Below are 14,296 nucleotides of genomic sequence, written 5' to 3' on the forward strand. Positions count from 1 at the left end.
AGTGCAACAAAAAAAGTCCTGGTTCATCTTTAAAAGGAGCTAAAAACATTATAACTATTATTTATATGTCATCAAACAAGAAATACTGGAAAAGCGACGATCAACTGCACGGGAATCCGGCAGTGGAGGCGCTAAGTCAGAATGAGTTTGTACAGGAAATTCCGACGGACGAGTTTTTAGGAGATAAGAAAACTCTTGATTCTACAGAGACTACGCGTCGTGATTTTTTGAAATACGTGGGATTTTCTACTGCTGCTGCATCTCTTGCTGCTTGTGAGGGGCCAGTAAAAAAATCTATTCCTTACGTTGTGCAGCCTGAGCAGATTGTTCCAGGTGTTGCAGATTATTATGCAACGACAATGGCAGATGGATTTGACTTTGCAAGTGTTTTGATCAAAACACGCGAGGGACGTCCTATCAAAGTAGAAAACAATAACCTTGCGAAGGGTGGCTTTGGGGCAAATGCTCGTGTTCATGCATCTGTACTTTCTTTGTATGATATGAAACGTGCAACTTCTCCACTAGCAAATGGTCAAGAAGTATCCTGGGATGACATAGATCAAGGTATAATCAATGCCTTAAATGGAGGTAAGAAAGCCGTGTTGCTCACGCAGACTTTTGCGAGTCCAACAACAGATAAGTTGATTGCTGAGTTTACAGCAAAATTCCCAAATGCTTCACACATTACATACGATGCTGTAGGAGAGCAAGATGCCCTAGACGCTTTTGAATTAAAATATGGTCGCCGAGCCCTAGCAGATTATGATTTCTCAAAAGCAGAAGTTATAGTTTCTGTAGGTGCAGACTTTTTAGGTGACTGGCAAGGTGGGGGCTATGATTCCGGTTACGGAAAGAGTCGTGTGCCGAAAAATGGTAGAATGTCTCGCCACATTCAGTTTGAGGCAAATATGTCTCTTTCTGGAGCAAATGCAGATAAGAGAGTGCCTACTACTCCATCACAGCAAAAACTTGTGGTGCAGGCTCTAGCTGGTGGTTCTGCCTCTGGCCTTCCTGAAAACATAAAAACAGCAGTAGCTTTTGCAAAAAAGAAACTTGCCGAAGCTGGTAGCAAAGGAGTTGTGGTAACAGGTGTTCAGGATGTGGCAACTCAACGCATCGTACTAGATTTAAATGCAAATAGCGAGGTAATGGACACGGCTAACCCTAAACTTACACGTTCGGGAGATGCACGCAAAGTTGCTCAGTTAGTAAAAGATATGAATGCAGGTCAAATCGGCCTCTTGATTACTGCTGGTGTAAATCCAGCATATAGTCTTCCAAATGCTGATGAGTTTGTCGCTGGACTTGGTAAAGTTGCTGTTTCTGTAGCTTGCTCTATGAAGGTGGATGAGACTGCAGTAAAAATGACGCACGTAGCGCCAGCACCACATTACTTAGAATCTTGGAGAGATGTGCAGATTAAGCAAGGAGAAATCAGCTTAATGCAGCCTACGATTCGTCCGTTGTTTGATACGCGTCAGTTTCAAGATAATCTCTTGAAATGGATGGGTAGCGATCAGCCGTACTATGAATATATGAAGAGCACAATGCAGGCGGCAGGTGTCACTTCTTTTAATAAGGCAGTTCAAGATGGTGTTGTTTATACTGACGCTTTCGCGAAAGCGGCACCTTCATCACAAGAAGATTCGTCTTTAACAGCTGATGCAGGTCTTGCGGTAGATACTTTGCAAGGTGACGGAAACTTTGAGCTGACTCTTTATACTAAAACATCAATGGGTGACGGAAGTCAGGCTAACAATCCTTGGTTACAAGAGATGCCTGATCCTATCACAAGAGCAACTTGGGATAATTACCTTACCATGTCTGAGGCAGATGCTAAAGAGCTGGGACTTTGGTTAGATCGTAGCACATTCTTTACAGAGGCTCGCCACGATGCAAACGGAGGTCTTAACGGTCGCTATGCTGAAGTTACTGTAGATGGAGTTTCTGTTGTGGTGCCGGTTATGGTCCAGCCAGGGCAGGCAAACGGAACTGTAGGTTTAGCGCTAGGTTACGGAAAGAAAGAGGCGATTCAAGAAGACATGCAGACAGGCGTAAATGCTTATCCATTAATGCAGGGTTTTAAGAATACTCAAAAAGTATCTGTTAAGAAAGCTAATGAGGATGTGCACGAGTTTGCATTAATCCAGCTGCACAATACATTAATGGGTCGTGGTGATATCGTAAGAGAGACTACCCTTGAAATATTTAATACTAAAGACAAGCACTATTGGAATCCAGTTCCAGAAGTGACTAAGAATCACATAGAATACGAAGTAACTTCACCAGAAGTTGACCTTTGGGATTCCTTTGATCGTTCTATCGGGCACCATTTCAATCTTTCGATTGATATGAACGCTTGTACAGGTTGTGGTGCTTGTGTCATTGCTTGTCACTCGGAAAATAATGTTCCTGTAGTGGGTAAGTCTGAGGTTCGTCGCAGTCGTGATATGCACTGGTTGCGTATCGATAGATACTACTCATCTGAAGATACTTTCCAACTGGATGATACTAAGAAAAATGATTTCAGCGGACTAGGAGGGGACAATGGCTCTTTAGGAGGTTTTTCAGAAATGGAAGATCCTGCTGCAAATCCTCAAATTGCGTTCCAGCCGGTAATGTGTCAGCACTGTAACCACGCTCCTTGTGAGACGGTTTGTCCAGTTGCTGCGACTTCACATAGCCGTCAAGGCCAGAATCATATGGCGTACAACCGTTGTGTAGGTACACGTTACTGTGCAAACAACTGTCCATATAAAGTACGTCGTTTTAACTGGTTCTTGTATAATGGTAATGATGAGTTTGATTACCACATGAATAATGACCTAGGACGTATGGTATTAAATCCAGACGTAACAGTACGTTCTCGTGGAGTTATTGAGAAATGTTCTATGTGTATCCAAATGACACAAAAAACAATCCTTGATGCAAAACGTGAAGGACGTCAAATTAAAGATGGAGAGTTTGCAACTGCTTGTTCTAATGCTTGTACCTCTGGGGCACTTGTCTTTGGAGATGTAAATGATGAGCAGAGTGAAGTTAAAAAACTATCTCAAGATGATAGAATGTATCACTTACTTGAGCACGTAGGTACGAAGCCTAATGTCTTCTACCACGCGATTGTAAGAAATACTGAAGAAGCTTAAACAACTAATCAAAAGAACTAATTAATATAGGATTATGGCGCATTACGAAGCACCTATAAGAAGACCACTCGTTACCGGAGATAAGACCTATCACGATGTGACTTTGGATGTAGTCGCTCCAGTGGAGGGACGTGCAAACAAGCACTGGTGGATTGTTTTTGGTATCGCTCTTACTGCTTTCCTTTGGGGAATAGGTTGTATTATTTATACGATCACAAATGGTATCGGTAGCTGGGGTCTTAATAAAACTGTAAACTGGGCGTGGGATATTACTAACTTCGTATGGTGGGTAGGTATCGGTCACGCGGGAACTCTGATTTCTGCCGTCCTCTTGCTTTTCCGTCAGAAATGGAGAATGGCGATTAACCGTTCTGCAGAGGCAATGACTATTTTCTCAGTAGTTCAAGCAGGTCTCTTCCCGATCATACATATGGGACGTCCGTGGTTGGCATATTGGGTACTTCCTATTCCTAACCAGTTTGGTTCTTTGTGGGTAAACTTTAACTCACCGCTTCTTTGGGACGTATTTGCAATATCAACATATTTATCTGTTTCACTGGTATTCTGGTGGACTGGATTGCTTCCTGATTTTGCGATGATACGCGATAGAGCGGTAAAGCCTTTCCAAAAGAAAATATATAGCTTACTATCCTTTGGGTGGTCTGGACGTGCAAAGGACTGGCAACGATTTGAAGAAGTATCACTGGTACTTGCGGGACTTGCAACGCCTCTTGTACTATCTGTACATACGATTGTATCCTTTGACTTTGCAACTTCAGTTATTCCTGGATGGCACACGACTATTTTCCCTCCGTACTTCGTTGCGGGAGCGGTATTTTCAGGATTTGCAATGGTAAACACATTACTTATTGTAATGCGTAAAGTTTCTAATCTAGAGGCATACATCACGATACAGCACATCGAGTTAATGAATATTGTAATCATGATTACAGGTTCTATCGTAGGTGTGGCATATATTACAGAGCTTTTTATGGCTTGGTATTCAGGAGTAGAATATGAGCAGTATGCATTCTTAAATAGAGCAACTGGACCTTATGCTTGGTCTTATTGGGCGATGATGACCTGTAATGTTTTCTCACCACAGTTTATGTGGTTTCCTAAACTAAGACGGAGTATCATGTTCTCTTTCTTTATTTCGATTGTTGTAAATATTGGAATGTGGTTTGAGCGTTTCGTGATTATTGTAACTTCATTACACCGTGATTACTTGCCATCTTCTTGGTCTATGTTCTCGCCTACGTTCGTAGATATTGGAATTTTTATTGGAACTATAGGATTCTTCTTCGTGTTGTTCCTATTATATGCACGCACCTTCCCAGTGATTGCACAAGCAGAGGTAAAAACTATTATGAAGTCTTCTGGAGAGCGTTACAAGAAGTTGCGCGAGTCAGGACAGAGCCTTGTAGGTTCTGGAGCAGACCCGAGAACTTCTGGTGGACCAGTAAAGATAAATCTGGATGGTCATTATCAAGCAGCTCAAGCTGAAGTAGTATCGGATGAACCTATGATCCCTGAGGATACGCATGGAAACGATGTGCTTATTAATTCTCTAGGGGCGTTTGACGCAGCAACTCAAAAGGCAGATGACCTTCAGAAAGTGAACGGCATCGGTCCAAAAATGGAGGAGAAATTAAATCAGCTAGGTATTTATACGTTTGCACAAGTTGCTCGTATGACAAAAGCAGATTATGACCTTTTAGATAGTATCACTGGATCTTTCCCAGGACGTGCAGAGCGCGACGATTGGGCGGGACAGGCAGCAACACTTAACAACAACTAGTATGGCACATTCAGTTATACACGCAATATACACTGACGACGACGTTCTTATGAACGCTGTAAAGGAAGTGAAGAAAAAGCACTTGCACATCAACGAGATTTACTCTCCGTTTCCTGTGCACGGTTTAGATAAGGCAATGGGCCTTGCTCCTACACGTATCGCTATCACGGCATTTATGTACGGGTGTTTAGGACTAACCGTAGCTATCGTAATGATGAATTTCATTATGATTGAAGACTGGCCTCAAGATATTGGAGGAAAGCCTAGTTTTAGCTATATCGAGAATATGCCAGCATTCGTGCCTATCATGTTCGAGCTTACGGTGTTTTTTGCAGCTCACTTAATGGTTATTACTTTTTATATGAGAAGTAAGCTATGGCCTTTCAAAAAGGCCGAAAATCCTGATCTACGCACAACGGATGATCACTTTCTTATGGAAATCGACGCCGATGGACAGAACGCTCAAGAGCTTGCAGATTTCTTAGTAACGACAGGTGCAACCGAAATTAATTTAGTAGCAAACGAAGAAGCATAAGATGAAGAATAGTTTGAATTTTATTTTAGGTCTCGTTCTTTTGGCGGTTGTATCTTGCGATAGCAATGATAGAAAGCCAGGCTTTGAGTATATGCCTAATATGTATGAATCTGTCCCTTATGACACGTATGGCGAATATGATATTTTCCAGACAGTGACAGGAGGTTCTGAAGCAATGAAGCCTGCAGAGGGCTCAGTAATGAGAGGATGGCTACCTTACGAAATAGAAGATAATCAAGATGGTTATGCTTTCGCGAAAGCGAACTTAACAAATCCTCTACCTTATACAGAAGAGAATCTTGCAAAGGGTACAGAACTTTATAATATTTATTGTGGTATTTGCCACGGGAATAAAGGAGATGGTCAGGGGACTCTTGCAAAGCGCGAAAAGATTCTTGGTGTGCCTGCGTACAATGATGCTGGCCGTGCAATCACAGAAGGTAGCGTCTATCACGTGATGTATTACGGTATCAATTCTATGGGTTCTTATGCCTCTCAAATGACTGAAGAGGAGTTATGGCAAGTAAATCACTATGTTATGTCGCTTAAGGACGCTCTTGATAAAAAAGAGCCTAGACCCACTATCGACGTTGGTGCTGTACTGGAACCTAATACGATGATGATGACAGACGATCTTGAGGTGTTAGAAGATACACAATCTGATAATCAAGGTGAGGCAATGCAACAGGCAGGAGAAGAAAATCCTGCAACTAATTTAGATGGAAACGAGTAACGCAACGAACTAACTGATAAAGAGAATACACAGATATGTATACATTATCTAAAAATTTAAAACTTTCGGCTATCATTTTTATGGTGGTAGGTGCTGTGTTATTTGCAGTAGACTATGTGATGCTCCCAAAAAGCACCGCAGATATAGAAGCAATGGAAGCTGCCCACGGTGGTGGTCACGGTGATACTGCTCACGAGGTCGATGGTGGAACACATACTGAAAAAGGTCATTCAACAGAAATCCACGGAGAAAGTAACCACGCAAGTGGTGTTGCGCACGGAGATTCACAATTGGCAGATTCGCACGATGGTGACCACGCCGACGGCGGACACGTTATGTCAAAGGAAGAACACCTAGAACATACATTACACCAATATCAAAACAAGCCTTGGTCAGCAATCTATATTGCAGCCTTCTTTTTCTTTATGATAGCGTTAGCCTGTCTTGCATTTTATGCTGTACAGTACGTTGCTCAGGCAGGATGGTCTCCCTTACTTCTAAGAGTAATGGAAGGAATTACGGGGTATTTATTACCAGGTAGTATTATAATGTTTGTTTTATTAGCATTGTCTGGATTCCACTTAAACCATTTGTTTCATTGGATGGATCCTGACTTATTAGTAGAAGGTGGCGATAAATATGATAAACTGATTGCGGGTAAATCGGGTTACTTAAATGTTACAGGTTTATTAATACGTGCAGCTGTTTTTATAGCAGGTTGGAATATCTACAGATTTTTTGCAGTAAAATTCTCTAAGAATCAAGACGAAGGAGCAGATAATAGATGGCATAAGAAGTCATTTAAGGCTGCGGCTGGATTCTTAGTATTCTTTATTTATACAGAATCTATTATGTCTTGGGATTGGATTATGTCTCTTGATCCGCATTGGTTTAGTACATTATTTGGGTGGTATGTATTTGCAGGAATGATGGTTTGTGCTATTACTGTAATTGCTATGGTTACCATTTATTTGAAGTCTATTGGACTTCTTGAAAATGTAAACGACAGTCACATACATGATCTTGCTAAGTTTATGTTTGCTTTTAGTATTTTCTGGACTTATTTATGGTTTTCACAATTTATGCTTATCTGGTACTCCAACATACCAGAAGAAGTAACATACTATATCACTAGAATTGAGGATTATAACTTACCATTCTTTGGTATGCTAGCAATGAATTTTGTATTCCCGCTACTACTATTAATGAATAGTGAATACAAGCGTATCAACTGGTTCGTTATGATGGCTGGAGTTGTTATATTATTAGGTCATTATTTAGACCTATTTAATATGGTAATGCCAGCGACAGTTGGGAAATCGTGGTCGATTGGATTTGTAGAGATAGGATCATTAATGTTCTTCTTCGGACTTTTTATTTTTGTAGTGTTTTCTTCACTTGCAAAACGTCCATTGGAGCCTAAGCGTAACCCGCTTATAGAAGAGAGTAAACATTTTCACTATTAAGAATTTAGGTTAAAGAAGTTAGAAAGCAATGACAGGTTTATTAGCACTCATCGTAGTAATTCTTTTTGTAGTCACACTTTGGCAAATGTCAAAGATTTTTAAGCTGTCTCAGCTTAAAAACAAGAATGTCAATAGTGAAACTGCACAAGTAGCAAATGACAAAGACAATCGTGTAAACGGGAAGTTATTTGTAATGTTTATGGTATTCCTTTACGGGATTACAATATATTGTTTCTGGAACTACAGTAAGTTTTATTTGCCAGAAGCATCATCAGAGCACGGAACAGATTATGACTATTTAATGTTCATTTCTCTTGCACTAATTATGTTTGTGCAAGTTATAACTCAAGCTTTACTGCACTACTTTGCCTACAAATACCAAGGAAAGAAGGGTAATAGGGCTTTGTTTTATGCAGATAACGATAAGCTTGAATTTATCTGGACCATTATTCCAGTAATTGTTCTTGCGGGCCTCATTATCTATGGTCTTTTTACGTGGTCTGATATTATGAATTTTGAAGAGGAAGAGGATGCTATTGTTGTTGAGCTTTATGCAAAACGCTTTGTATGGGAAGCTCGCTACGCTGGTGAAGACAGAACATTAGGTAATGCCAATGTTCGCTTTATCGAAGGAGCAAATACTGTAGGTATAGATGCTTCTGATTCTGACGCTATGGATGATGTCGTGACAACTGAGTTGCACCTTCCTGTAGGACGACAAGTCATCTTTAAGCTTCGTTCTCAAGATGTTCTGCACTCTGCCTATATGCCTCACTTTCGTGCACAAATGAATGTTGTTCCTGGAATGATAACTCAATTCTCATTTACTCCTTCTGTAACCACAGAAGAAATTAGAGAAACGGAGTATATGCAGGATAAGATGTACAACATCAAAGAAATTAGAAAAGAAAAAAATAAGCAATCTATTGCTGCTGGTGACGGTCCTTTAGATGCTTATGATGAATTTGACTATTACTTGCTATGTAATAAAATTTGTGGTGCTTCCCATTACAATATGCAAATGAAAATTGTTGTAGAAACCCAAGAAGAATACGACGCTTGGATGGCAGAACAAAAGACGTTTGCACAGACGATTGCGGAAGCAACTCAGGAATAGAAAAAGAAAAATTAATTAAAGTATTAAGATTATGTCAGCACACGCAGCAAACATAGATCACGCTCACGACGAAGATCACGGACATCATCATCACGAGCCAACATTTATTGAGAAGTACATCTTTAGTACGGATCATAAAATGATATCTAAGCAGTACCTAATTACTGGTTTAATTATGGGTATTATCGGTATAGCAATGTCATTGTTATTCAGACTACAACTTGCTTGGCCTGATCATAACTTTACCGTTTATGAGGTATTGTTGGGTGATTGGGGTAAAGATGGTGTTATGGACCCGAATATTTACTTAGCCCTTGTGACCATACACGGTACTATTATGGTATTTTTTGTTCTTACTGCCGGGTTATCAGGAACTTTTAGTAACCTGCTTATACCGTTGCAGATAGGCGCACGTGATATGGCATCTGGATTCCTAAACATGGTATCCTATTGGCTATTCTTTGTTTCTTCTGTTATTATGGTGCTGTCTCTGTTTGTGGAGTCTGGGCCAGCAGCGGCAGGATGGACCATTTATCCTCCATTAAGTGCTTTGCCAGATAGTATTCCTGCTTCTGGAATGGGAATGACTCTTTGGTTAGTGTCTATGGCAATATTCATTGCATCTTCACTTTTAGGATCACTAAATTATATAGTAACCGTTATAAACTTGCGCACTAAAGGAATGTCTATGACGAGACTTCCACTAACAATTTGGGCATTCTTTGTAACTGCTATTATTGGAGTTGTATCTTTCCCAGTATTACTTTCTGCAGCGTTAATGTTAATTATGGATAGAAGTTTCGGTACTTCATTTTTCCTATCAGACATTTATATCGGTGGCGAGGTGTTGCATAACTCTGGAGGTTCTCCAGTATTGTTTGAGCACCTGTTTTGGTTTTTAGGTCACCCTGAGGTTTATATTGTATTACTCCCAGCACTTGGAATTACATCAGAAATTATATCTACAAATGCACGTAAACCAATTTTTGGATATCGCGCGATGGTAGCCTCTATACTTGCTATTGCATTCTTGTCTACAATTGTATGGGGACATCATATGTTTATTTCTGGAATGAATCCATTCTTGGGATCTGTATTTACGTTTACTACGCTTTTAATCGCAATTCCATCTGCTGTAAAAGCATTTAATTATATCACAACGCTATGGAAAGGTAATCTCCAGTTTAATCCTGCAATGTTATTCTCAATAGGTTTAGTATCTACATTTATCTCTGGAGGTCTTACGGGAATTATTCTTGGAGATAGTACACTTGATATTAATGTACATGATACGTATTTCGTAGTGGCTCACTTTCACTTAGTGATGGGTATATCTGCACTATATGGGCTATTTGCGGGTGTATACCATTGGTTCCCAAAAATGTTCGAGGGGAAAATGATGAATAAGAACTTAGGATATGTTCACTTTTGGGTAACTGTAATTGGGGCTTATGGAATCTTCTTCCCGATGCACTTTATAGGAATGGCAGGATTACCTAGACGTTATTACACAAATACGGCGTTCCCTTATTTTGATGATCTTGCAGATGTAAATGTCGCAATCACGATATTTGCCTTTATTACCGCATCTGCTCAGCTTGTATTCTTATATAACTTTGTGAGTTCTATTTTTTACGGAAAGGTTGGGGAAAAGAATCCTTGGAAATCTAATACCTTAGAGTGGACTACTGAGCACAAGCATATTCACGGAAACTGGGCTGGAGCAATCCCTCACGTACACCGTTGGCCTTATGATTACAGTAAATTGAATAAGGATGAATCTGACTATGTAATTCCTGGTCAGGATTTTGTACCACAACATATACCACTTCAAGAAAACGAAGAAGAGATGCATCATTAAAATTGCGTTTATAGCAATTGTTTTGATGTATATAATTTCATTTTAAAACCCATTCGGTAACGGATGGGTTTTTTGTTTCCGCTTTCGCGAAAGCATACCTATCGACTTCATTTTTCTGCTCTCAAGATTTGTATCTTTGTGAAGTACTCTATCTAATCAGATTGTAACACGAATAGAATATCAAATGAACGAAAATCTAGACCCGACAAGTAAGGAATACTCCAGTGAGGAAATGGATATTGAGCGGGCTTTGCGTCCTTTATCCTTTGAGGACTTTACGGGTCAGGACCAAGTTCTAGAAAACCTACAGATTTTTGTTCAAGCAGCAAATATGCGTGGAGAAGCGCTAGACCATACGCTCTTTCACGGGCCGCCGGGACTTGGAAAGACAACACTCGCTAATATTCTGGCTAATGAGCTAGGTGTAAACATTAAAATTACTTCGGGTCCAGTTTTAGACAAGCCAGGAGACTTAGCTGGCTTACTTACAAATCTTGATGAACGTGATGTATTGTTTATAGACGAAATTCATCGCTTGAGTCCTATTGTAGAGGAGTATTTATATTCTGCAATGGAGGATTATCGTATCGATATTATGATTGAGACAGGGCCTAACGCTCGTACTGTGCAGATAGACCTGAGTCCGTTTACATTAGTAGGTGCAACAACACGTTCGGGACTTCTTACTGCACCTATGCGTGCGCGTTTTGGGATTGCTTCGAGGCTTTCATATTATAAGACAGAACTACTTACCACAATTGTCCAGCGTAGTGCTCAAATATTGCGTGTGCCTATTTCTTTTGAAGCAGCGATAGAAATTGCGGGCCGCAGTCGAGGAACACCACGTATTGCAAATGCGCTTTTACGTAGAGTGAGAGATTTTGCTCAGATTAAAGGTAATGGATCCATAGATGTAGAAATTGCAAAATTCAGTTTAGAAGCTCTTAATGTAGATGCACACGGTCTAGATGAAATGGATAATAAGATACTTAAAACAATTATCGAGAAGTTCAAAGGGGGACCGGTAGGTCTAACCACATTAGCTACTGCCGTTTCAGAAAGTGCAGAGACAATAGAAGAAGTTTATGAGCCCTTTCTAATCCAGCAAGGATTTATTATGCGAACCCCTAGAGGTAGAGAAGTGACAGAGGCAGCTTATAAACACCTAGGAGTGACTAAAGGCCCCGTACAGGGTGGTTTGTTTTAATTTAAAAGACACATTTAAACGATGGTGCAGCAGGAAATTCCAAGTGTTTCTATATTTCAGTTTCTTGTTCATGCGAGCAGTATTCTCAAAAATCCTTTACCCTTTCATAGGCAGAATTTTGAGGCAAAAGGGGATACGTTTCGATTGAGGTTAGGTTTTGGTAAGACGGTAGTTTTTTCTCGAGATCCTCAGTTTGCGATACACGCATTGCAGAAAAATCAACGTAATTATCACAAGTCAGAAATCCAGACCAGAGATCTTAAAAAGTATGTTGGGCAAGGATTGCTTACTGCAGAGGGCCAGTTGTGGAAAAAGCAGCGCAAGCTTATCCAGCCAGCTTTTCACAAGAAACAGCTTGAACTGCTGCTTGACAAAGTTAAGGAGGCGATCAAGCTGGAATTGACCGCTATTGAGCCCAATAAACCGTTTGATATTTTTCCTGTTCTCAATGATTTGGCTTTTCAGACTGTAGTAAAAGCATTGTTTTCCAGTCATATAGATCGATCTGTTCTAAATAGATTGCAGTATATCACAGAAGCTGCACAGACAATGCTCGTGCGCGAATTAAGACAGCCATTTAAGGCTTTATATTTCAAATATGGCGGTCCTATCACAAAACATCTTAAACTCACGCAAGAAGCACGAGATATACTCAAATCGTTGGTAAAAGAACGTAGAGATAGCGGGCAGCGTGAGGGTGACTTGCTCGATATGTTACTGGATGCTCGCTACGAAGACGGTAATGAAATGGATGAGGAGCAACTCATAGATGAGATTCTTATCCTATTTACGGCTGGACACGAAACCACTTCAAACGCTTTGACATTTACGATGGAACTACTGGCAAGACATCCTGAGGTTCAGGAAAAAATGTATGCTGAGTACGCTTTCGCAAAAGCGGAACCCTCTTCAGTAATGGAAGACATTAAAGCTTCGGGATATACAAAACAGGTCATTGAGGAAACAATGCGACTCTACCCACCAGCATATTTTATAGACCGTGTAAACTACACCGAAGATGAAGCCAGCGGAATGAGAATTCCTAAAGGCTCAAGCTTGTTATTTTCTGTTATTGAGATTCACAAGCACAAGGATTATTGGGAAAACCCAGAAAATTTTGATCCAGACCGTTTTGCAGATAATGCGGGAATGAAGCATCCAGCATACTTTCCTTTTGGGGCTGGCCCACGTATGTGTATCGGTAACAATTTTGCGATGTCTGAGATGATTATTGCAGTACGCGAGATAGTGAGTATGTATAAAATTGAGCAAAAAACAACTCCAATAGAAATAAAACCGCTCATCACGCTCAAGCCTAAAAATGCTACCTTAGTGTTTATTCCAAGGTCGTGATCGAGAACAAATCAAAACACACAGCGCTCATTAAAGCCGAAGCCCAGCGTCTTGGCTTTATGTCCTGTGGTATCTCTAAGGCTGGTTTTCTGGAGGAAGAAGCACCGCGTCTAGAAAAATGGCTTTCCGAAAACCGGAACGGGGAGATGCATTATATGGAGAACTATTTTGACAAGCGTCTCGATCCCACAAAGCTTGTCGAAGATTCTAAAAGTGTGATATCACTATTGCTCAACTATTATCCAAATGAATTACAGCGAGACGACACCTACAAAATTTCAAAATATGCTTACGGCAGGGATTATCACTTTGTAATTAAAGATAAACTTAAGGAGTTTTTACACACGCTAGAAACAGAAATAGGACAAGTATACGGTCGTGCTTTTGTAGATAGTGCTCCTGTTCTCGACAAGGCCTGGGCAGTAAAATCTGGGCTAGGCTGGATGGGGAAACACAGCAACGTGCTCTCTAAAAAGACAGGTTCTTTTTACTTTATAGCAGAGCTTATTGTAGACCTCGATCTAGAGTATGACTTGCCTGTTACTGATCATTGTGGGAGCTGTACTGCCTGCATAGATGCATGTCCCACACAGGCCATATATGAGCCTTATAAAGTAGATGGTAGTAAATGCATCAGTTATTACACCATTGAACTTAAAAATGCAATCCCAGAAGCTGCAAGGGGTTTGATGGACGATTGGGCTTTTGGTTGCGATGTCTGTCAGGATGTTTGTCCCTGGAATCGTTTCAGCAAGTCGCATAGTGAACCTCTGTTTAATCCACACCCACAATTGTTAGAAATGTCTAAAGGGGATTGGGAAGAGATAACGCAAGAGGTGTTTTCTGAAATCTTCCAAAAATCTGCTGTAAAACGGACAAAGTATTCTGGACTGCGGCGTAATATTTCTTTTCTTAAAGGGTAGATCGCTTTCGCGAAAGCGTATTTAAAGCAAAATATACCCATTATTGGGTATTTCATTTTCGTAAGAACCTTCTTACTTTAGACCCAGAATTAAGCATGTAATCATTTAGTGTTTGTAAGGCTAAAGCAAGTAGTTAGGGGGACTTGTTTTAATA

At 40.4% G+C, this 14,296-nt stretch carries 10 protein-coding genes; all 10 read left to right on the top strand.

The window, feature by feature from the left end; translation table 11 throughout:
* Window positions 1-65: 65 nt before the first annotated feature.
* The 10 genes from EAX61_RS09060 (at window position 66) to queG (ending at window position 14,142) form a co-directional block, all read left to right on the top strand.
* A complete protein-coding gene (locus EAX61_RS09060; protein WP_121917364.1) occupies window positions 66-3,146 on the top strand; it encodes a TAT-variant-translocated molybdopterin oxidoreductase in 3,081 nt (1,026 codons plus the stop codon).
* Window positions 3,147-3,177: 31 nt separating this feature from the next.
* On the top strand, window positions 3,178-4,947 hold the full coding sequence (gene nrfD, locus EAX61_RS09065) for an NrfD/PsrC family molybdoenzyme membrane anchor subunit (RefSeq protein WP_121917365.1): 1,770 nt from the start codon (window positions 3,178-3,180) through the stop codon (window positions 4,945-4,947).
* Between the two features lies 1 nt (window position 4,948).
* On the top strand, window positions 4,949-5,482 hold the full coding sequence (locus tag EAX61_RS09070; RefSeq protein WP_121917366.1) for a DUF3341 domain-containing protein: 534 nt from the start codon (window positions 4,949-4,951) through the stop codon (window positions 5,480-5,482).
* 1 nt (window position 5,483) lies between these two features.
* Window positions 5,484-6,215: a c-type cytochrome gene (locus tag EAX61_RS09075; RefSeq protein WP_121917367.1), complete on the top strand. Its 732-nt coding sequence runs from the start codon at window positions 5,484-5,486 to the stop codon at window positions 6,213-6,215.
* 35 nt (window positions 6,216-6,250) lie between these two features.
* Window positions 6,251-7,681: a quinol:cytochrome C oxidoreductase gene (locus EAX61_RS09080; RefSeq protein ID WP_121917368.1), complete on the top strand. Its 1,431-nt coding sequence runs from the start codon at window positions 6,251-6,253 to the stop codon at window positions 7,679-7,681.
* A gap of 28 nt (window positions 7,682-7,709) precedes the next feature.
* Window positions 7,710-8,798, top strand: coding sequence for a cytochrome c oxidase subunit II (locus EAX61_RS09085; RefSeq protein ID WP_121917369.1), 1,089 nt, complete (start codon window positions 7,710-7,712; stop codon window positions 8,796-8,798).
* Window positions 8,799-8,829: 31 nt separating this feature from the next.
* Window positions 8,830-10,659 (top strand): cytochrome c oxidase subunit I, encoded by a 1,830-nt coding sequence (locus tag EAX61_RS09090; protein ID WP_121917370.1) that lies wholly within the window; start codon window positions 8,830-8,832, stop codon window positions 10,657-10,659.
* A 184-nt stretch (window positions 10,660-10,843) separates the two neighbouring features.
* Window positions 10,844-11,866, top strand: a complete 1,023-nt coding sequence (gene ruvB, locus EAX61_RS09095; RefSeq protein ID WP_121917371.1) for a Holliday junction branch migration DNA helicase RuvB — start codon at window positions 10,844-10,846, stop codon at window positions 11,864-11,866.
* 21 nt (window positions 11,867-11,887) lie between these two features.
* Window positions 11,888-13,219 carry a cytochrome P450 gene (locus tag EAX61_RS09100; protein ID WP_121917372.1) on the top strand — a complete coding sequence of 444 codons (1,332 nt, stop codon included), beginning with the start codon at window positions 11,888-11,890 and terminating at the stop codon, window positions 13,217-13,219.
* A complete protein-coding gene (gene queG, locus EAX61_RS09105; protein WP_121917402.1) occupies window positions 13,219-14,142 on the top strand; it encodes a tRNA epoxyqueuosine(34) reductase QueG in 924 nt (307 codons plus the stop codon). Before EAX61_RS09100 ends, queG begins: the two co-directional genes overlap by 1 nt.
* The last annotated feature ends 154 nt before the right edge of the window (window positions 14,143-14,296 follow it).

Source organism: Dokdonia sinensis (genome assembly GCF_003688895.1).
In the GTDB taxonomy this organism is placed as follows: domain Bacteria; phylum Bacteroidota; class Bacteroidia; order Flavobacteriales; family Flavobacteriaceae; genus Dokdonia; species Dokdonia sinensis.